The following is a 19,653-nucleotide window of genomic DNA, read 5'->3' as shown; positions in this document are numbered from 1 at the left end:
AAGATTGAATTTTCTAAGCGATCAGGAAGATCGAGGTTTAGCTTTATAAAGCCGAATTTTTGATTCTGCTCTACAACTATTGGAAGTAGGGGATTAAGAGAAATCAAAATAAAAAAAGATAGAGACTAACTCTATCTTTTTAAAAAAATACAATCTGTGTAGATGGCGCAGTTGAGGTAAAGCTAAAGATAATACTAATGACAGTAATCAGGATCACCGAGAACAAGAAATATTTCTTTGCCCAAAGTTGATCATTTTCAGCTTTAAATCCAATGACACCGATATACAACCAGTAAATGCACAGTAAGTTTAAAATCACTGCATAGAACCAGTTGGCATAACCAAAGACAAATAACGCATTCATGGTCAGCGTGAATAACACCACATAAACCAGTGATTCAATCTTGGTACGATGAATCGAACGTGCCACAGGCAAGATCGGAATGCCTGCATTTTTGTAATCATCAAAGCGGTAAATCGCAATCGCCCATGAGTGAGGCATTTGCCATAGCGCATAACCTAAAAAGATCAGTAACGCACCGAGGTCAAATTGATTGGCCACTGCGGTATAACCAATGACAGGCGGAGCTGCACCAGAAATACTGCCTACAACAGTTTGATGAATTGTGGTTCGTTTTGTCCATAGGCTGTAGAAACCAACATATACGACAAAACCAATCACCGCGAATAAGAAAGCGTACGCATTTACCCAGAACCATAAAAGACTAAAACCAGCGATGCCTAATACCAGGGCAAAGGCCAGGGCAACAGGTTCGGAAATGGTTTTGGTGACCAGAGCACGGTTTTGGGTGCGCTGCATTTTTTGGTCGATGTCCTGGTCAATCACGTTATTGACCACACATCCTGATGCTACGACAAGCGTAGTACCGAGAAGGGTAATAAGCAGGAGAAGGAAATCTACAGAACCTTGAGTGGCTACGAAGTAGCCACCCAAAGTGGTAACAAAGTTACCGAAGAGAATTCCTGGCTTAGTCAGGAATAAATACTTTTTCAGCATGACGACCAGTTTAGATCATCATGTTGTAGTGTAGGTAATTCATGATCCATACAGAACCCACTAAAAGAATAGCGATAGTTAAGATGGTATACACGAATGCAATCACGTTCCAGCGTTGCTCTGAAGAAGAGTTCATATGCAGGAAGTAAATTAACTGCACAAGAATCTGAGCAACCGCAGTAATCGCGATGACAGTAATCAAAATACCACGGCCAAAACCGCCTGCCATCACCATACCGAATGGAATTACGGTAAGGATGACAGAAAGGATGAAGCCGACGGTATATTGCTTAACGTTACCGTGTGATTCGCCAGCAGCGTTATGATCGTGACTCATTACAGAACTCCCATCAAGTAAACTACGCTGAATACACAGATCCAAACGATGTCAAGGAAGTGCCAGAACAAGCTTAGGCAAGCTAGACGACGCGTGTTTGCAAGAGTCAAACCATATTTCTTGATTTGAACCATAAGCACGATCATCCAGACCAGACCAGAAGTTACGTGAATACCGTGCGTACCTACCAAAGTAAAGAACGCAGATAAGAACGCACTTGTGCTTGGACCGTGACCCGCATGAACTAAATGATTGAACTCATATAGTTCCATGCCGATGAAGATAGCACCGAATACCCAAGTAATCGCTAACCAAGTCAGTACTTTTGCAACGTCTTTTTTGTATGCAGCAAGAACTGCAAAACCAAAGGTTACAGAAGAGATCAAGAGGGCGAAGGTTTCAGTAAGAACGAAACCTAAAGAGTCGCCAAACAGGTCTCTCGCACTTGGAGTACCCACAGGAATGTGGCTACTCAAAACAGCGAACGCAATGAAGAGTGTACCGAACAGGACAAGGTCACTCATCAAGTAAGTCCAGAAACCAAAGACGGTGATGTCAGTATCATCGTGATGATGATGCTCATCGTGTCCGTGGTTATCGTGATGAAGTACTTCAGCCATTGTCTTAGTCCTTCTTCAAGTGTTTTTCAAGAATCGCATAGCGTTCGTTTTCAATACGCTCAACTTCAGCAGCTGGAACATAGTAATCCACTTTCTTGGTGAAAGAAGACACGATGAAGCTAATGATAGAAGCAAGGAACGTAACAACTACTAACCACCAGATGTGCCAGATTAAACCGAAGCCCATAATAGTGATGAACATCGCGATAACGAAACCGGCAGCACGGTTAGTTGGCATATGAACATCTTCGTACTTCGTTGGTTTTGCATACGCAACACCATTTTCTTTCTCGATCCAGAAAGTATCAATACCATTGATCTTTGGAAGATGAGCAAAGTTATAGAACGGAGCAGGAGAAGATGTCGCCCATTCAAGGGTACGACCATCCCATGGATCGCCAGTCAAATCCAGACGTTGGTCACGTTGTAAGAAACCAACCACGATTTGCAGAATGAAACATACGATACCAAGCGCAATCAGAACTGCACCGAACATCGCGATATTTACATACGGGTCCCATTCTGGGTTGTCAAATGTATTCAAACGACGTGTCATACCCATGAAACCAAGGATATAAAGTGGCATGAACGCAAAGTAGAAACCGAAGAACCAGAACCAGAACGCTGCTTTACCCCAAGTCTCATTCAGTCTCCAACCGAACATTTTCGGCCAGTAGAAGATGATACCTGCGAACATCGCAAATACTACACCACCAATAATTACGTTATGGAAGTGAGCAATCAGGAATAAAGAGTTATGTACCAGGAAGTCCGCTGGTGGAACCGCCATCAATACACCTGTTAAACCACCGATACCGAAAGTTACCAGGAAGCCTAGTGTCCATAGCATTGGAGTAGTGTAAACAATACGACCCTTGTACATGGTGAATAACCAAGAGAAGATTTTCACACCTGTAGGAATCGCAATAATCATGGTCATGATACCGAAGAACGCGTTAACGTTGGCACCTGCACCCATGGTAAAGAAGTGGTGAACCCATACAACGAATGACAATACTGTGATTGCTACTGTTGCATACACCATTGATTTGTAACCGAACAATGCTTTGCGCGAGAAAGTCGCAACAACTTCAGAGTAAATACCAAATGCTGGTAATACCAAGATATATACTTCCGGGTGACCCCAAGTCCAAATCAAGTTCACGTACAACATCGGGCTACCACCCAAGTCGTTAGTAAAGAAGTGGAAACCGAAGTAACGGTCAAGCGTTAACATTGCAATTGTTGCAGTCAACACTGGGAAAGCCGCAATAATCAATACTGCTGTACATAAAGATGTCCAGGTAAAGATTGGCATTTCCATAAGTTTCATGCCAGGCGCACGCATTTTGATGATGGTAACGAAGAAGTTAACACCCGTTAATAGCGTACCCAGACCTGAAATTTGCAGTGCCCAGATATAGTAGTCCATACCTACGCCTGGAGAGTATTCAATGCCAGACAGTGGAGGGTATGCCATCCAGCCTGTTGCAGCGAACTCACCTAACGCGAGTGACACCATCATTAGACCCGCAGCACCGGCGAATAACCAGAAGCTGAGTGAGTTTAATAATGGAAATGCAACGTCACGTGCACCGATTTGAAGCGGTACAGAGATGTTCATTAAACCAACTACAAGACCCATTGCTACGAAGAAGATCATGATCACGCCATGCGCGGTAAAGATCTGATCGTAATGCTCAGGGTGTAAATAACCTTCGCCGCCACCTTTTGCAAGGAACTGCTGAAGACGCATCATGATCGCATCGGCGAAACCACGCACCAGCATGATGATCGATACGAACAGGTACATGATACCAATTTTTTTATGGTCTACAGATGTGAACCATTCGTTCCACAGGTAGCCCCATTTTTTGAAGTAGGTAATACCGGCAACAACTGCGATACCACCCAAGATCATCATTGCAACAGTTGCCAATACGATTGGATCGTAAGGAATTGCATCCGGACCTAACTTACCTAAGAAGCTCATGTCTTATTCTCCTTGAGAAGCAGTCGCATGTTCACCAGCTACATGAGCTTCAGAAGCAGACGCTTCATGAGCAACAGCATCAGTCGCTGCAGCTTCTACAGGAGCTGAATGGTCAGCACCGTGGTAGTTACTCATATACTTGTGAATCACAGATTCAAACAAACCTTGCTCTACAGAAGAGTAGTAAGTCACAGGATGTGGCTTAGTAGGGTAAGGCTTCATTGCTTCAGCAGCAGCCTTCTCTTCAGGAGTCTTAGCTCTTGCAATAATCGCTTCGATCTGGTGAACACCGCGGTTACCGTCACGTAAGCTTGCAAATTCAGCTTGGTCTAGAACAGTTTTTTGTACTGCATTAGGGTTAACTGAAGTACCGTTTCCTGCCTGAATAGCAGAAACCCATTCGGCAAACTGGGCATCAGTCACAGAATGTGCACGGAAGCGCATTTGTGAGAAGCCATAGCCTGAATAGTTTGAAGAGAAACCACGATAACCTTCAGCTGGACTAGTTTCATCAGCTAAGAAGTTAAGGTGAGTTTGCATACCTGCCATTGCATAAATCTGACCACTTAACGCCGGGATGAAGAACGAGTTCATCGTGAAGTTAGAGGTTAAACGAAGGCTTACCGGAGTTTGCTCTGGGAAACGTAATTCGTTAACAGTTGCAATGCCTTGCTCAGGATAGATGAAGATCCATTTAAATTGCTCAGCAATAACCTGAACAGTTAATGGCGCTTTATCTGCTTCAATTGGACGGTATGGGTCATACTTGTGGGAACCCCACCAAGTTAACCAAGCTAAAATACCAATAATAATGACAGGGATACCCCATACTACAATTTCAATCGCAGTAGAGTGTACCCATGTAGGTTTATAGTCTGCGTCTTTATTCGATGCACGATATTTCCAACCGAACCATAATGCCATGATGATTGATGGAATAACCACCAAAAGCATTAAGTAAATCGCAGTCATCATCAGGTTACTTTGACCTGCTGCAACTGGACCTTTAGAGTTCAGAAGTACCATATCACCACCACACCCAGTCAAGAGTGCAGTCATCGCAGATAAAGACAATACAGCTAAAATCGTTTGTCTCATTTTACAACCTCGGTGAAGAGTCCCATTCCCTAATTTAATATGGGATAGCGATTAAAGTGCACATGACAAAAAAGGCTGAATTTTACAAAACATCCTATTAATCACAATACACCGCTACGTTGTAGGGCATTATGCCTGAGATTCACGAACTAAGCTATATCTAGGGCGCTTTAAATGCCTGTAATAAAAACCGATTTTGCTGGTCTGAATTGGGGGGGATTTATGGGAATTTTATTTCAATTTCAAAGTTCTGTAATCAAAATGGGATGATATTCATCCCATTTTGTGTATTCCTGCACTATTGTTTCACAACTTGCGTTTTTGCGAGTTTATCGTGCAAGGTTTGACGTTTTTTGCCCAATCCGAAGGCCCAGTCAATAATTAAACTCAGTGGCATAAATACAATATTTAAAAATATGAAAAATACACTACGAATAGTGAAGGCGCGTAACAGGCTGGTCTTTTCACCTGATTCGGCATCTACAATTTTGATTTTCGTCAGCTTTTTACCAATACTTTGGCCTGATTTGGCAATCAGAAAGGCTTGAATGGCCAGCATGATAATCAAATAGACCGCTGTGGCAAGCCACGCCTGCTGAGAAAACATCTCAAACATTTGAGTCTGTAATTGTTGGGCCAGAGCAGGATCTGCATTGCTACTCAGCACGACATTCATGAATTCTTCATTCAGTTGTGCAAATCGGGTTTCCTGTTCAGGTGTAAAAAATGCAGTCAAAATGAAGGTTGCTGGTAACCACAGTAACACATCTACAATTTTGGCCAGTATACGGCTTGGAATACTGGCGAGTTCATTCTTTTGAGTCGCTGTTTGAGTATGAGGCTGTGAATAGGCCAAAGTCGTTGACTGATTGTTCTGGAATACCGGCGTTTCAGGTGTGACTGCGGGAACGACATAACCTTCAGGTTGATATACCGATTTTCCTTGGGTAAGTTCACCTAAGGCTTTCCACTCTGTCATGCCTTGATGCCATGCCAGGTCAGTCAGCATGACTTGTTGATTCGCCAGCATCTGATTCAATTGCTCGAGCGTATATGGACCAGCTTGTTGATTGTTTCGTGCCAAGTAAATCTGCATATAGACTGAATCTCAATATATAAATGTGAACTGATAATAGCTTTGATCAAGATTGTATTGAATTCTGTTTTGAAAACAAACATCCTCTTATCGTAAGATATAGATTAATTGAGGATTTTCAATCATATTTCTCATTAAAAATGCGCCCATACAAAATTGCAAGGATCACCACTCTTAAAAATATCTTCCCGAACATCCAATGGTTATTCATTATTATTGCCATTTTGATATGACTTTACTGTTGGTATTTGTTTGTCATTACAGTTTTCATGTGTTGATAAGCTTTGATTTAATTATATTTATAAATTCAATCGTTTATCTTGCGATTAGGCCTTTAATTATTAATTTTCAAACAGTAAATCATAATATCTATCTCATAAAAAAGACCCTATAAAAGGGTCTTTTTTATTCACAATTGCTTATGCTTTTTGCACTTTTTCCTCAGCCAGGAAGAACCAGGTTTCAAGTACCGAGTCTGGGTTTAAAGACACAGAGTCGATACCTTGTTCCATTAACCATTGTGCAAGATCTGGGTGATCAGAAGGACCTTGACCACAAATACCGACATATTTGCCAGCTTTACGGCATGCTTGAATTGCAAGAGAAAGCAACGCTTTAACCGCAGGATCGCGCTCATCAAATAGGTGAGAGACAATACCAGAGTCACGGTCAAGACCAAGCGTTAATTGTGTCAAGTCGTTTGAACCAATAGAGAAACCATCGAAATGTTCAAGGAACTGATCTGCCAATAAAGCATTGGTTGGAAGTTCACACATCATGATCACTTTAAGGCCGTTTTCACCGCGCTTAAGACCATTTAATGCAAGAAGTTCAATTACACGTTTCGCTTCAGCAACAGTACGAACAAATGGAATCATGATCTGGATATTGGTTAAACCCATTTCATCACGTGCCTTTTTCAATGCACGACATTCAAGTTCGAAGCAATCACGAAAGTTATCAGAAACGTAGCGACTTGCACCACGGAAACCTAGCATCGGGTTTTCTTCTTCTGGCTCGTATAATTTACCACCGATCAAGTTTGCATATTCGTTAGACTTGAAGTCTGACATACGAACAATGACTGGCTTGTCTGCAAATGCAGCAGCAAGTGTCGAGATACCTTCAACCAGTTTCTCTACATAGAATTCAATTGGAGATGCATAACCTGCAGTACGCGCCATGACTGCTGCACGTGTTTCACGTGGAAGGCTGTCAATATTGATTAATGCTTTCGGGTGAACACCAATCATACGGTTAATAATGAATTCAAGACGCGCCAGACCAATACCTGCGTTTGGAATTTGAGCAAAGTCAAATGCACGATCCGGGTTACCCACGTTCATCATGACTTTAAATGGAAGAGCAGGCATAGACTCAATTGAATTCTTTTGAATTTCAAAATCTAGTGCGCCTTCATAGATAAAGCCAGTATCACCTTCAGCACAAGACACAGTCACTTCCTGACCGTCTACAAGAACTTCAGTTGCATTACCACAACCCACGATTGCAGGAACACCAAGCTCACGTGCAATAATTGCTGCGTGACAAGTACGACCACCACGGTTTGTTACAATCGCAGCTGCACGTTTCATGACTGGTTCCCAATCCGGGTCAGTCATATCAGATACAAGAACATCACCGTCTTGTACTTTGTCCATTTCTTTAATCGACGTCACAATGCGGACTTTACCAGAACCAATGCGTTGACCGATTGAACGGCCTTCACAGATCACAGTACCGCGTTGTTTCAACAGATAGCGTTCCATGGTGCCGACATTTTCACGGCTTTTTACAGTTTCAGGACGCGCCTGAACGATGTAAATCTTGCCATCATCGCCATCTTTTGCCCACTCGATGTCCATTGGTGCACCGTAGTGGTTTTCAATGATCAGCGCTTGTTTAGCAAGTTCTTGTAATTCCTGGTCGTTTAAAGCGAACTGTTGGCGTTCAGCTTTTTCAACATCCACGACAACGACAGATTTACCTGCAGATGCTTCTTCACCATAAATCATTTTCTGGTGCTTAGAACCCAGGTTGCGACGAAGGATCGCGTGTCGGCCTGCATTTAAAAGCGGTTTAGAAATATAGAATTCGTCCGGGTTAACTGCACCTTGAACAACCATTTCACCCAAACCATAAGATGCGGTAATGAATACTGCATCACGGAAGCCTGATTCAGTATCTAGCGTAAACATTACACCGGCAGCACCAGTTTCTGAACGAACCATGCGTTGTACACCAGCGGACAGGGCAACTACATCATGGGCAAAGTTTTGGTGTACACGGTAAGAGATTGCGCGGTCGTTGTACAAAGATGCAAATACTTCTTTGATCGCGATCAGAACGTTATCGATACCACGAATGTTCAGGAAAGTTTCTTGCTGGCCGGCAAAAGAAGCATCCGGCAAATCTTCTGCAGTTGCAGAAGAACGAACGGCAACCGCGATGTCAGGGTTGCCGTTAGAAAGTTCTGCAAATGCTGTACGAACTTCTTGTTCTAATGCAGGCGTAAGTGGAGTATCCACAATCCATTGACGAATTTTTGCGCCAGTTTCAGCAAGTGCATTTACATCATCAACATTGAGTGCAGCAAGCTCTGCATTGATTTTAGCGTTTAGGCCACTTTGCTCGAGAAATTCACGGTAGGCATCGGCAGTCGTTGCGAAACCACCTGGCACAGATACACCAGCATTTGATAAGTGGCTGATCATTTCGCCTAGTGATGAGTTTTTCCCACCGACCAGCTCAACGTCGTGCTTCCCTAATTTTTCCAGACCAATTACGCGCGCTTCCAAAGTTGTTACTCCACTTTTGCAGTATTAATCACTATCTCGGCATGAGAGTATAGCAAATCATCTAGGTTTTTGATTTTACTAAGCGACAGTCATGTAAGATCGGTTTACTATAAAGATTATATAGCACTAAGACAAATGTTGGAGGAGAATTTTAATGTCGGAAGGTAAACAAATTCAGCGTAGTGTTTTCTTTATTTCAGATGGTACCGCCATCACCGCTGAAACCCTTGGACACTCGCTGTTAGCGCAGTTTCCGCATGTGAAATTTGACATTCATATTATCCCTTATATTAGTTCCGAAGAAGCGGCCACAAACGTGGTTGCAGAGATCAATGCAAGAGCTCAAATCGACGGTGAAAAACCGCTGGTATTTGATACCCTGGTTGATCCCTATGTGCGCGACATTATTAATACCGCAAATGCAGTAAATCTTGATGTATTTGAAGGACTTATTAGTAAGTTGGCTGATGAATTAGGCACGATTCCTACAACTTTAGTCGGGCAGACCCACGCGGTGACCGACTCTGAGTCCTACAAAGCTCGTATTGATGCTGTTCATTTTGCTTTAGACAATGACGACGGCGCACGTACCCGTCATTATGATAAAGCTGACCTGATCCTGATTGGTGTATCGCGTTCAGGTAAAACTCCGACCTCTATTTATCTGTCTTTGCAGTTCGGTATTCGCGTAGCAAACTATCCGCTAACTGAAGAAGATTTGGACGATAACCGCCTGCCAGCCGTGCTGCGACCGCATAAAAACAAGCTGTTTGGCTTGATGATTGATGCGGAACGCCTTGTGGCCATTCGTTCTGAGCGTAAGGCCAATAGCCGTTATGCCAGCTTTAGTCAGTGTCAGATGGAGTTGCGTGCGATTGAAGGGATTTATATTTCGGAAGGCATCAAGTACCTGAATGTGTCTGAAATGTCGATTGAAGAAATCTCAACACGTGTGTTGCAAATGACCGGTTTAAAACGTCGAATCGGTTAAGAAACCAGCCAGAGCCAAATTGCGGTTTGGCTCTGATTTATAGCTAAAAATTACAAGTAAGCATTGATTAATCGAAATAATGTATGATTTTTATAATTCTAAAAAAATACTAAATATCATGTTTAAAAATACCTTAGAGTATTCTTTGAACATTTTGTTGAATAAATCATCATGTTGGTTCTCGGAACTTAAATCAGACTCTCATTATCAGCTCATTAATTTCTTATCTTTACTTGTCAGTATAAGTTATTTTTCTGCTAAATAAGTATGAATAATGATATCGACCGGATGCTGTTCACCATTGATGCAATGAATCGTATTTTCCGAAATTTTTAAAATTGGCCAAGTAATCAGCTGGCAATTTTCACGCTGTAGGGCAGCATAATAATGATCTGATTTCAGATAAATTTTACGGGAAGATGCAAGATTTGGCATTAACTGGCGTCTTAGCCACAAATTCTGCACCTGATTTTCTAAAAACCGCAGAGAAAGCAAGCTTTTAATCCGGTTATTAAATAAGCGACGATTTTTACCAATCAGTGGATGATTAATAATCCGTTGCAGAATTCGATCGGAACCGGGCAGTACAAAAGCAGGATTAATCTGGAAAACTTTTACCGAACGGGCATGTTGACTGATTTTATCCAGCTGGCTCACGGTAAACTGATCCGTGCCAATAATCGCAATATCTTTATCTGTATAATCTAATTCTAACAGTTCGGAAGAGGGCACTTTAATTCCATTAAACTGCTGAAAATGTTCGGGGCGATTTTCAAAAATACCAGCGTGTGGATCCTGCTTGGTAGACATTAGAATTCCTTGAATTTATTTAATAATTAATTTTCTTTGTATGAGATATAAACAAAAACTCAAGCCAGGGTAAAGTGAAAAATTTAACTTAGACAGTCATCTATTTGAGCAAAATATAAAATCTGATTTTATTGAAGACTGAATAGATTTACATGCGATCCAAAAGGAATGACTTTTAACTTGCTGAGATGGATGAAGGAAAAGAAGTGAAGTGTTCGTTTAGGGAAGAAGTTTTTTAATGGAGGAGGTCGATAGAAATGCTTTTACTGATATATTTCTTTTGGTCATTTATCTTTAAAGATGAAAAACATCTACCCATTGCTGAGAATAGGTAGATGCAACTCTCATTTACTGACCATTTTTAATTTGCATTAATAGCTCAAAGTTGTGCAGGCGCTTGTCAGTGTCATAGATGTCACAAGTAAAGATAAACTCATCCACATCATATTTAGCCAAAAGCGATTCTAGCCCAGCTTTAACGGTTTCTTTGGAGCCGACCTGAGCCATGGCAAAGAAATTATCGACTGACATTTTTTCCGGCGGCGACCACAGACCTTTCATGGAGTCAATTGGTGCTTTAAGTTTCAGGCTTTGTCCACGAATCAGTGATAAAACCCGCTGATAGGCACTAGTCGCTAGATATTCTGCTTCTTCATCAGTATCTGCGACACAGGTCGGTACACCCATCGACACATAAGGACGATCCAGGTATTCAGAAGGTTCAAAGTTTTCACGATAAAGCTGAATGGCCTGACCCAGCATACGCGGGGCAAAATGCGAAGCGAAGGAATAAGGTAGACCAAGTTTCGCCGCTAATTGTGCACTAAACAGGCTGGAACCTAAAAGCCATACGGGTACGTGCGTACTTTGACCTGGCGTCGCTACGATACGCTGATGTGGTTCTGGATCTTTAAAATATTGCAGAATTTCCAGAACATCTTGTGGAAACTGATCTTCGGTTTCCTGACGGCCACGACGCAGGGCACGCATGGTCATTTGATCGGTACCTGGAGCACGGCCCAGACCCAGTTCAATCCGGTCCGGATAGAGCGTCGCCAATGTGCCGAACTGTTCAGCCACGACCAGCGGTGCATGGTTGGGCAACATAATTCCGCCAGAGCCTAAAGTTAAGGTTTTGGTATTCGCCAGTAAATAGCCTAAGAGAACTGCAGTTGCTGAACTGGCAATACCATCCATATTATGATGTTCTGCCAGCCACATCCGGCGATAACCCAATTTTTCTGCTGTTTGGGCAAGTTCCAGCGCATGGTTCAGCGCGAATTGAATGCTCTTGTCGTCACGAACAGGAACCAGTTCGAGTATAGAGAACTGGGTATCGTTAAGCGTACGCATAGTATTACTCTTAAATAAACATCTCTAAAAGCATACGACTTTAGAATGTATTTGTATATCGAAAAAAATCGATATAAGTGTAAACCAAAAGATAAAGATAAAAAATAAAGGCAAAAAAATAAGCATCCGAAGATGCTTATAAAGGAGGAAAGAATAAGGGGAGAGAATCTTAACGACGACGGTTGTTATAACGATAATCGTTATAGCGGTAGTTACGAGAAGAATTATAGCGACGTTCGTTGCGGTCATCATAACGACGGTCTTCGCTGACTTTCTTACCTAAAGCTGAACCACCTGCTGAACCCAGTGCCGCACCGATGTAACCACCGTTGGTGCCTGCCATATTTCGGCCAACTGCATAACCTGCACCGCCACCTAAAGCACCACCGATAATCGCACCATTACGGTCACGTTTATTTGCAGCTACTGCGGCACCTGCACCGCCACCAATCGCTGAACCGATTGTTGCGCCAGTGGTACCACCCATTTTATTACCTACTGCAGCACCAACAACACCACCTAGTGCAGAAGCTAAGGCTGTATTGGTTGTATTGCCTGCATTGGCAGCTGTCATACCCATGGCTGAGGTTGCTACGACAGCGATCATTAGAGATTTATAGTTCATGAGGACACCTTTTATATATCTAGCTATATTTTGTTGATGAGATAAATTTAATCTAGCAAGCGCCAAACAGCATGGAGGCAATGTTGGCGAATTGTGATTTTTATCTCCTTAATTGATTCATGATGTGGACAGGATAATTCCATGTATTACTTGAAATTTCATCTTATGAAACAGTAATAAAAAAAAGCACCAAAAGGTGCTTTTCATGTTAAATGTAGCGTCTGGTCTAAACAGCCTGAGCACAAATTAACGGTAACGTTTTTTCCAGTGTTTAGAGCGTTTTTCAGCTGCTTTATCTTTGGCAATCTTGTTACCTAGTGCAGCACCACCGGCAGCACCTAAAGCTGAACCGATATAACCGCCGTTAGTACCGCCCATATTTTTACCTACGGTATAACCTGCACCGCCACCTAGGGCACCACCAATGGCAGATTCAGTCCGGTTTTTTTTGCTGCTTGCAACTGCTGCACCGCCAGCACCACCTAAAGCAGCACCAATGGTTGCGCCGGTGTTACCGCCCATGTTTTTACCTAATGCTGTACCTGCAACACTACCTAAAGCACTTGCTGCTGCAACACGCGCTGTACTGTCGGCATGTGCGTTTACGGTCATCATTGAACCAGCAGCTAAAACTGTACTCATTAAAAGTGCGTTGAGTTTCATGTCATCACTCCGTGTCCATCCACAGGACTGTAGTTATTTCGATGCGGAAAATGTAACAAATCATGCCCAAAACAATATGAAGATGTTTCTTCATAATTCCCTGCTTTATTTGGCGAATTGTAAAATCGGCAAGAAATAAGAATAAGATCGACTATAAAAAAAGCAATTCCACTGTTTTTAATCATATTTGTTAACAAATGCTGTAGAGCACGAATGATAGCAACGCGGACTTACTCAATAATGATGTTCATTAGAAGCCAGAGTCGTTAAACTAGGCGCAATTTTTTGATTTCGCTGTGCTAAATCGGTTTTTAGTCCCAGCCTATGTTTGAGATTTTTTAGAAAATGAAAGAATCGTTACGTTTACGATTAGACCAACTCTCTGACCGCCATGAAGAATTGACCGCATTACTGGCTGATGTAGAAGTCATTTCTGATAATAAGCGCTTCCGTCAATTGTCACGTGAGCATAATGACTTAACAGAAATCACCAATGTCTGGACCAAGTACAGACAGGCTGAAGAAGACATTGAAACAGCTCAGGCCATGCTGTCAGATCCGGACTTTAAGGAAATGGCGCAGGAAGAAATTAAAGAGAATAAAGCTTTAATTGAATCGCTTGAAGCAGACCTGAACATCTTGATGATTCCGAAAGATCCGAATGATGCTAACTCGGCTTATCTGGAGATTCGTGCCGGAACCGGTGGTGATGAAGCAGCGATTTTCTCTGGCGATTTATTCCGTATGTATAGTAAATATGCGGAAAACCAAGGCTGGCGTATTGAAATCCTTTCTGAAAATGAAGGCGAACATGGCGGCTATAAAGAAGTCATCTGCCTGATTAATGGTGACGGTGTTTACGGTCGTCTAAAATTTGAAAGTGGTGCGCATCGTGTACAGCGTGTACCGGCGACCGAATCACAAGGCCGAGTGCATACTTCTGCTTGTACCGTTGCGATTCTTCCTGAAATTGATGTTGATACCTCGGTCGAAATCAATTCATCCGATTTGCGGATTGATACGTATCGTGCTTCAGGTGCAGGCGGTCAGCACGTTAACAAAACCGATTCTGCAGTACGTATTACCCACATTCCAACTGGCACAGTGGTGGAATGTCAGGAAGAGCGTTCACAGCATAAGAACAAGGCCAAAGCGATGGCACTGCTGGTATCACGTTTGGAAAATGCCAAACGTGCAGCAGCAGATGCAGCAACCTCGGAAATGCGTCGTGACCTGGTGGGATCGGGTGATCGTTCGGAACGTATCCGTACTTATAACTATCCGCAAGGTCGTATGACCGATCACCGCATTAACCTGACTTTATACAAGCTGGATGCCGTGATGGAAGGTGATTTGACCGAATTGCTGGACAGCCTGCACCGCGAATATCAGGCGGATCAGTTGGCCATGCTTGCACAGCAGAATGGTGGATAATGAATATTTTACAAGCCCTGGCTTTACGCGGTGAAGCTGAAAGTTATGAACGTCAGGAAAATGCCTGGTTACTGGAACACATCACCAAGATTGATTCATTTGATCTACTAATGAAAAAGGATCAGGAGTTAACGCTGGAACAGGAACAGGCGTATAAAGACGGGTTGGCGCGTATTGCTGCTGGCGAGCCTTTGGCTTATGTCACTGGTTCACAGCCATTCTGGACTTTGGACCTCAAAGTGACTAAAGATACCTTGGTGCCACGTCCGGATACTGAAGTGCTGGTTGAGACCGTGTTGAAATTGGACCTGCCTGAAGATGCCTGTGTGGTGGACTTGGGTACAGGTACTGGTGCGATCGCCTTATCGCTGGCATCTGAGCGTTCCAACTGGACAGTAATGGCTTCCGATATCTACGAGCCTACGCTTGAGGTTGCGAAGTATAATGCGGAACAACATGATATTGAGAATGTAGAATTCGTTCTGGGCTCATGGTTGAAACCATTTGGTCGTCAATTCTTTGACGCCATTGTATCGAATCCACCTTATATCGACGCTAATGATGCGCATATGCAGAATCTGGCGACTGAGCCGGAACGTGCGCTGGTGGCAGATAAAAAGGGTCTGGCCGATATTGAAATGATTATTCTGCAAGCCAAGAAGCATTTGACTGTCAATGGTTGGGTGGTGCTTGAGCATGGTTATGATCAGGCAGACGCCGTACAACATCTATTTAAACAAGCGGGTTATAAGCAAGTCCGCACGGTTAAAGATTATGGCGGTAATGATCGTGTGACTTTGGCGCAGTGGCCACATTAATCTGTAATCTATCTTTCTTTATTAAAAAGCGCCCGGTATGGTCGCTTTTTAATTCAAGTTTTTATAAATTCCCAGCTGCCTCTGAAACTTTAAGTATTCTTAATGACATCACGCCAACGCAGTATAACTAAAAACAAAAAAGCGATGCCAGAGCACCGCTTTCGAGGAATACTTAAAAAAGAATTACATTGGATAGTCTTGTAGACAGTCATAGACTTCTACCTGATCTAGGCTACCTGTTTCCATTGCCAGACAAAGTGCCACAACTTTCAAAGTGTCTGCCAGAGATCTTTCATCTTTCAAGGCAATACCTTGTTGTAATTCATTGATACGTTCTGCCGGAATTTCAAGGGCCTGAGCCGCTTCCACAGCATCTACCTGGTTAAAGAAGTGCAGAATTGCATCTTTCAGTTCTGCATCCGATGCATTTAAAATCCCTTGATTCAACTGTTCTGTAATGAGATCAGTCGAAGAAAATAAAGCTTTAGAGAAGTTTTGGACAAGATTTTGCCCAAGCACATCAGTCATCTTTAACATGGAGATACCTTCAACTAGAAAGGAAAATGGAGAGTACAGCCAATAGCAAAAGTGCTATAAATTGAATGAAAAATAATCTATTCTCGGGTAAATTGCAAAGCTTTCCGGGTGACTGTGTAGTCCTGCTAATATATGTTTTAGGGCTTGAAATATATAATCATAATAAAAATAAATGCTTAGAATCCAAGTGTTTTTCGGTAATATTTTTAAAGTCTAAATTTATATAAATTATCTAATATTATTTTGTCGATACGCGCCTGGACTGACGCCAGTCCACTTTTTGAATGCACGATGAAATGCACTGGATTCCTGAAAATTAAGCTGATCGCTGATCTCTTGTAAACTTTGTTCAGTACGGGTCAGCAATTCAATGGCGGTATCCCGGCGTATCTCATTTTTTAACTGTTGATAGCTGACACCTTCACTTTTTAAACGCCGTTGCATGGTCGCTTCAGACATATTCATTTTTAAGGCCAGTTCATTCAGTTCCAGCCATTCTGCCGGTGAAACTTGCAGTAATTGACGGCGAATCTGGGTGCTCAAGGCATAGGGGTTTTTAAAACGCACCAATAAATTTTGTGGGGTTTGCTGAATAAACTGATACCAGGACTGAGCATCCTGTTTAATCGGCAATTGCAGATAGCTTGCATCAAATTGCACGTAATTTTCGCTGGCCTGATATTCAATCTGTTCACAGAACCGAACTTTATAGTCGAAATCATCCAGGGGAGCTGCACATTTGAGTTGAATCTGATTAAGTAAAATCCGTTGTCCACTTAACCAGCAGATCAGGGTATGAATCAGCATCAGATAAGTCGCATAACTAAACATGCGTTTGGTTGCTTTTAAATCATAAATCACGATATAGGCATAGTGTTCCTCAACCATGAGCGTACTTTGCAGATCGTCCAAAACCAGGTTGAGAAATTGCAGAATGTGTTGCAGCGCTTTTTCCAGTGTATCTGCCTGCATAACCATTTTCGAAAGCAATTTAAAACTGCCACGACGCATGGCATGGCTGTCCATGCCAAAAAATTCGTCATTCATGCTGTCTGCAAGCACAGTCCATAATTGGGCAAATTGGCTGACCGACACGCGTGCCTTGGGAGCATTTAATACTTCTGCTGGGATATTGGCTTTTTTCAAAATGGCAGGGATATCAAATTGCAGCCGTTTGGCATCCAGCAATGCTTCGTTCACCAGGTCAATCGAGATGGTGCCTTTGCTATATTCCAGTGCAGGCTTATGCATATTCAGTCTGACATCCTTGTTTTCATTGTCCAAATACATCATGCAAGATGCAATATTTGGAAATTGTACAGAATAAAAACTCTGTTTACTCTGCATATTAAGTCGTATCTGAAATAGAAAAATCGCTAGGAAATAAACATGAACATTCAGGGAAAAGTTATTGTGATCACTGGTGGTGCCTCAGGTTTGGGTGCAGCTACAGCGACTCATTTGGTTGAACACGGTGCTAAAGTGATTCTGGTCGATATGAATCAGGAGCAGGGTCAGGCATTACAGCAGCAACTGGGTTCACAGTCTGAGTTTGTACAGCTCGATGTGACCGATGAACAGACAGTTGAAGCTTTCTTCGCTCATGTTGAAAGTACGTATGGTCAACTGAATGGTTTGATCAACTGTGCCGGGATTGCGCCATCCGCCAAAGTATTGGGTCGTAACGGCATCCATGAATTGGCAATGTTCCAAAAAGTGCTGAATATTAATGTAAACGGTACTTTTAATATGTTGCGTCATGCGGCGGCTTTAATTGCAAAATATGAGCTGCAAGCTGGTGAAGAAGAACGTGGCGTGATTGTGAATACTGCTTCAGTTGCCGCTTATGACGGTCAAATTGGTCAGACTGCCTATGCGGCATCCAAAGGTGCAGTCGTCGCAATGACTTTACCTTTGGCACGTGAACTGGCTCGTGAAGCGATCCGTGTCATGACCATCGCGCCGGGCATTATGGAAACTCCGATGCTGAAAGGCATGCCGCAAAATGTCCAGGATGCTTTGGGGCAAATGGTGCCATTTCCATCGCGTCTGGCCAAACCACAGGAATTTGCCCAGCTGGTGGGACATATCTTTGAAAATGGTTATTTGAATGGTGAAGTGATTCGTCTAGATGGTGCAATCCGTATGGCGCCAAAATAATTTTTTAAATAAACACATTTTCTCTGATTCATCAAAATGGCAATGACGTATCAGGGAAAGTTGCATGCTGAATTTGCCGAATATATCCAGAAAGCATCACATTTCTGGCAGTTAAAAAGTCCTTGCTAATGCTGGATAGAAAAAAATAAAGAAGGGAAATACCCGTGATTTTAAATGATGAACAAAAAATGATTCAGGACATGATGCGTAACTATTCGCAGCAGAAACTGAAACCGACAGCGGCCTTACGCGACAAAACGGCACAATTCCCAGCACAAGAACTTAAAGAACTCGGTGAGCTTGGCGCATTGGGTATGACAGTGGCTGAAGAATGGGGCGGTGCAGGTCTGGATTATGTTTCACTAGTCTTGGCACTAGAGGAGATCGCTGCAGGTGATGGTGCAATCTCGACGATTGTCAGTGTGCAGAATTCTTTGCCTTGTGGTATCACCCAGCGTTATGGCACAGAGGCACAAAAACAGCAGTATTTGACTAAACTGGCAACAGGTGAATGGCTAGGCTGTTTCTGCTTGACGGAACCTCAGGCCGGTTCGGATGCCAGTTCGCTGGAGTGTAAAGCCGAACGCGATGGCGATGAATGGGTGCTAAATGGTACCAAGCAGTTTATCACGACAGGTAAACACGCACAGATTGCACTAGTCTTTGCTGTGACTGATAAATCTGCAGGGAAAAAGGGTATTTCATGCTTTCTGGTGCCGACCGATGCACCGGGTTATATCGTGTCACGCCTAGAAGAGAAAATGGGTCAGCATTGTTCGGATACCGCGACCATCGTTCTGGATAACTGCCGGATTCCGGCTGCCAACCTGCTGGGCCAGGAAGGTGAAGGCTATAAAATTGCCTTGTCGAATCTTGAATCGGGTCGCATCGGGATTGCAGCACAATCAGTCGGTATGGCGCGGGCTGCACTAGATGCTGCAGTGGAATATGCCAATGAACGCAAAGCCTTTGGTGTGGAAATTGTGCAGCATCAGGCTGTGGCGTTCAGGCTTGCAGATATGGCGACCCAAATTGAAGCCGCACGTCAGCTTGTCTTGCATGCTGCAACGTTAAAAGATGCAGGCTTGGCGTGTTTAAAAGAAGCATCGATGGCAAAGCTGTTTGCATCGACCATTGCAGAGCGAGTCTGTTCAGATGCGATCCAGATTCATGGTGGCTACGGTTATGTCTCTGATTTTCCGGTTGAGCGTATCTATCGTGATGTGCGAGTGAGCCAGATTTATGAAGGTGCATCAGATATTCAACGACTGGTGATTGCACGTGAAGTGTGTCAACGCTGAT

Annotated in this window: 18 protein-coding genes; 5 read left to right on the top strand and 13 right to left on the bottom strand. The window is 43.0% G+C overall.

What is annotated here, in order from left to right; genetic code table 11:
- Window positions 1-139: 139 nt before the first annotated feature.
- The 7 genes from cyoE to ppsA all read right to left on the bottom strand — a co-directional run bounded on the left by cyoE (window position 140) and on the right by ppsA (window position 8,960).
- On the bottom strand, window positions 140-1,018 hold the full coding sequence (gene cyoE, locus F995_RS03310) for a heme o synthase (protein WP_004645412.1): 879 nt from the start codon (window positions 1,016-1,018) through the stop codon (window positions 140-142).
- Between the two features lie 10 nt (window positions 1,019-1,028).
- Entirely contained in the window at window positions 1,029-1,355 is a 327-nt protein-coding gene (locus F995_RS03305; protein WP_004645410.1) for a cytochrome o ubiquinol oxidase subunit IV, read from the bottom strand.
- Window positions 1,355-1,975, bottom strand: coding sequence for a cytochrome o ubiquinol oxidase subunit III (gene cyoC, locus F995_RS03300; protein ID WP_004278786.1), 621 nt, complete (start codon window positions 1,973-1,975; stop codon window positions 1,355-1,357). The genes F995_RS03305 and cyoC overlap by 1 nt, the downstream gene beginning before the upstream one ends.
- A gap of 4 nt (window positions 1,976-1,979) precedes the next feature.
- Window positions 1,980-3,968 carry a cytochrome o ubiquinol oxidase subunit I gene (gene cyoB, locus F995_RS03295; RefSeq protein ID WP_004645409.1) on the bottom strand — a complete coding sequence of 663 codons (1,989 nt, stop codon included), beginning with the start codon at window positions 3,966-3,968 and terminating at the stop codon, window positions 1,980-1,982.
- A gap of 3 nt (window positions 3,969-3,971) precedes the next feature.
- Window positions 3,972-5,066 (bottom strand): ubiquinol oxidase subunit II, encoded by a 1,095-nt coding sequence (gene cyoA / locus F995_RS03290; protein WP_004645408.1) that lies wholly within the window; start codon window positions 5,064-5,066, stop codon window positions 3,972-3,974.
- 298 nt (window positions 5,067-5,364) lie between these two features.
- Window positions 5,365-6,162 carry an RDD family protein gene (locus F995_RS03285; RefSeq protein ID WP_004645407.1) on the bottom strand — a complete coding sequence of 266 codons (798 nt, stop codon included), beginning with the start codon at window positions 6,160-6,162 and terminating at the stop codon, window positions 5,365-5,367.
- 419 nt (window positions 6,163-6,581) lie between these two features.
- Window positions 6,582-8,960 carry a phosphoenolpyruvate synthase gene (ppsA, locus tag F995_RS03280; RefSeq protein WP_004278782.1) on the bottom strand — a complete coding sequence of 793 codons (2,379 nt, stop codon included), beginning with the start codon at window positions 8,958-8,960 and terminating at the stop codon, window positions 6,582-6,584.
- A gap of 154 nt (window positions 8,961-9,114) precedes the next feature.
- Between ppsA and F995_RS03275 the strand changes: the two genes are divergently transcribed.
- Window positions 9,115-9,951 carry a posphoenolpyruvate synthetase regulatory kinase/phosphorylase PpsR gene (locus F995_RS03275; protein WP_004278781.1) on the top strand — a complete coding sequence of 279 codons (837 nt, stop codon included), beginning with the start codon at window positions 9,115-9,117 and terminating at the stop codon, window positions 9,949-9,951.
- 246 nt (window positions 9,952-10,197) lie between these two features.
- Here F995_RS03275 and F995_RS03270 read toward each other — a convergent pair whose 3' ends face one another.
- The 4 genes from F995_RS03270 to F995_RS03255 form a co-directional block, all read right to left on the bottom strand.
- Window positions 10,198-10,761, bottom strand: coding sequence for an NAD(P)/FAD-dependent oxidoreductase (locus tag F995_RS03270; protein WP_004645405.1), 564 nt, complete (start codon window positions 10,759-10,761; stop codon window positions 10,198-10,200).
- A gap of 348 nt (window positions 10,762-11,109) precedes the next feature.
- On the bottom strand, window positions 11,110-12,114 hold the full coding sequence (locus F995_RS03265) for an LLM class flavin-dependent oxidoreductase (protein ID WP_004645403.1): 1,005 nt from the start codon (window positions 12,112-12,114) through the stop codon (window positions 11,110-11,112).
- Between the two features lie 169 nt (window positions 12,115-12,283).
- On the bottom strand, window positions 12,284-12,739 hold the full coding sequence (locus F995_RS03260; protein ID WP_004645402.1) for a hypothetical protein: 456 nt from the start codon (window positions 12,737-12,739) through the stop codon (window positions 12,284-12,286).
- 246 nt (window positions 12,740-12,985) lie between these two features.
- On the bottom strand, window positions 12,986-13,402 hold the full coding sequence (locus F995_RS03255) for a glycine zipper domain-containing protein (RefSeq protein WP_004645401.1): 417 nt from the start codon (window positions 13,400-13,402) through the stop codon (window positions 12,986-12,988).
- Window positions 13,403-13,747: 345 nt separating this feature from the next.
- Between F995_RS03255 and prfA the strand changes: the two genes are divergently transcribed.
- Window positions 13,748-14,836, top strand: coding sequence for a peptide chain release factor 1 (gene prfA, locus F995_RS03250; protein WP_004645400.1), 1,089 nt, complete (start codon window positions 13,748-13,750; stop codon window positions 14,834-14,836).
- Window positions 14,836-15,654 carry a peptide chain release factor N(5)-glutamine methyltransferase gene (gene prmC, locus F995_RS03245; RefSeq protein WP_004645398.1) on the top strand — a complete coding sequence of 273 codons (819 nt, stop codon included), beginning with the start codon at window positions 14,836-14,838 and terminating at the stop codon, window positions 15,652-15,654. The genes prfA and prmC overlap by 1 nt, the downstream gene beginning before the upstream one ends.
- A 183-nt stretch (window positions 15,655-15,837) precedes the next feature.
- Here the strand turns inward: prmC and F995_RS03240 are convergent, their stop codons facing one another.
- Both F995_RS03240 and F995_RS03235 read right to left on the bottom strand, forming a co-directional pair.
- Complete coding sequence (locus F995_RS03240; RefSeq protein WP_004645396.1) at window positions 15,838-16,191, bottom strand: hypothetical protein; 354 nt, start codon at window positions 16,189-16,191, stop codon at window positions 15,838-15,840.
- 228 nt (window positions 16,192-16,419) lie between these two features.
- A complete protein-coding gene (locus tag F995_RS03235) occupies window positions 16,420-17,442 on the bottom strand; it encodes an AraC family transcriptional regulator (RefSeq protein WP_176580849.1) in 1,023 nt (340 codons plus the stop codon).
- 138 nt (window positions 17,443-17,580) lie between these two features.
- Between F995_RS03235 and F995_RS03230 the strand changes: the two genes are divergently transcribed.
- Together F995_RS03230 and F995_RS03225 are read left to right on the top strand one after the other, a co-directional pair.
- On the top strand, window positions 17,581-18,351 hold the full coding sequence (locus F995_RS03230) for an SDR family NAD(P)-dependent oxidoreductase (RefSeq protein WP_004645394.1): 771 nt from the start codon (window positions 17,581-17,583) through the stop codon (window positions 18,349-18,351).
- Window positions 18,352-18,515: 164 nt separating this feature from the next.
- Window positions 18,516-19,652 (top strand): acyl-CoA dehydrogenase family protein, encoded by a 1,137-nt coding sequence (locus F995_RS03225; RefSeq protein WP_004645393.1) that lies wholly within the window; start codon window positions 18,516-18,518, stop codon window positions 19,650-19,652.
- Window position 19,653 lies beyond the last annotated feature (1 nt).

The sequence above is a fragment of the Acinetobacter sp. CIP A162 genome, assembly GCF_000367905.1.
Taxonomy (GTDB): Bacteria; Pseudomonadota; Gammaproteobacteria; order Pseudomonadales; family Moraxellaceae; genus Acinetobacter; species Acinetobacter lwoffii.
The sequence above is the reverse complement of the archived record's forward strand: the minus strand, read 5'-3'. Positions and strand labels throughout refer to the sequence as shown.

Bases quoted from the DNA above. Each gene is read 5' to 3' on its own strand.
- cyoB (WP_004645409.1), bottom strand. From the start codon at position 3,968: ATGAGCTTCTTAGGTAAGTTAGGTCCGGATGCAATTCCTTACGATCCA.
- F995_RS03230 (WP_004645394.1), top strand. From the start codon at position 17,581: ATGAACATTCAGGGAAAAGTTATTGTGATCACTGGTGGTGCCTCAGGT.
- cyoA (WP_004645408.1), bottom strand. From the start codon at position 5,066: ATGAGACAAACGATTTTAGCTGTATTGTCTTTATCTGCGATGACTGCA.
- F995_RS03285 (WP_004645407.1), bottom strand. From the start codon at position 6,162: ATGCAGATTTACTTGGCACGAAACAATCAACAAGCTGGTCCATATACG.
- F995_RS03305 (WP_004645410.1), bottom strand. From the start codon at position 1,355: ATGAGTCACGATCATAACGCTGCTGGCGAATCACACGGTAACGTTAAG.
- cyoE (WP_004645412.1), bottom strand. From the start codon at position 1,018: ATGCTGAAAAAGTATTTATTCCTGACTAAGCCAGGAATTCTCTTCGGT.
- F995_RS03270 (WP_004645405.1), bottom strand. From the start codon at position 10,761: ATGTCTACCAAGCAGGATCCACACGCTGGTATTTTTGAAAATCGCCCC.
- F995_RS03275 (WP_004278781.1), top strand. From the start codon at position 9,115: ATGTCGGAAGGTAAACAAATTCAGCGTAGTGTTTTCTTTATTTCAGAT.
- cyoC (WP_004278786.1), bottom strand. From the start codon at position 1,975: ATGGCTGAAGTACTTCATCACGATAACCACGGACACGATGAGCATCAT.
- F995_RS03255 (WP_004645401.1), bottom strand. From the start codon at position 13,402: ATGAAACTCAACGCACTTTTAATGAGTACAGTTTTAGCTGCTGGTTCA.
- prfA (WP_004645400.1), top strand. From the start codon at position 13,748: ATGAAAGAATCGTTACGTTTACGATTAGACCAACTCTCTGACCGCCAT.
- F995_RS03265 (WP_004645403.1), bottom strand. From the start codon at position 12,114: ATGCGTACGCTTAACGATACCCAGTTCTCTATACTCGAACTGGTTCCT.
- prmC (WP_004645398.1), top strand. From the start codon at position 14,836: ATGAATATTTTACAAGCCCTGGCTTTACGCGGTGAAGCTGAAAGTTAT.
- F995_RS03240 (WP_004645396.1), bottom strand. From the start codon at position 16,191: ATGTTAAAGATGACTGATGTGCTTGGGCAAAATCTTGTCCAAAACTTC.
- F995_RS03235 (WP_176580849.1), bottom strand. From the start codon at position 17,442: ATGCATAAGCCTGCACTGGAATATAGCAAAGGCACCATCTCGATTGAC.
- F995_RS03260 (WP_004645402.1), bottom strand. From the start codon at position 12,739: ATGAACTATAAATCTCTAATGATCGCTGTCGTAGCAACCTCAGCCATG.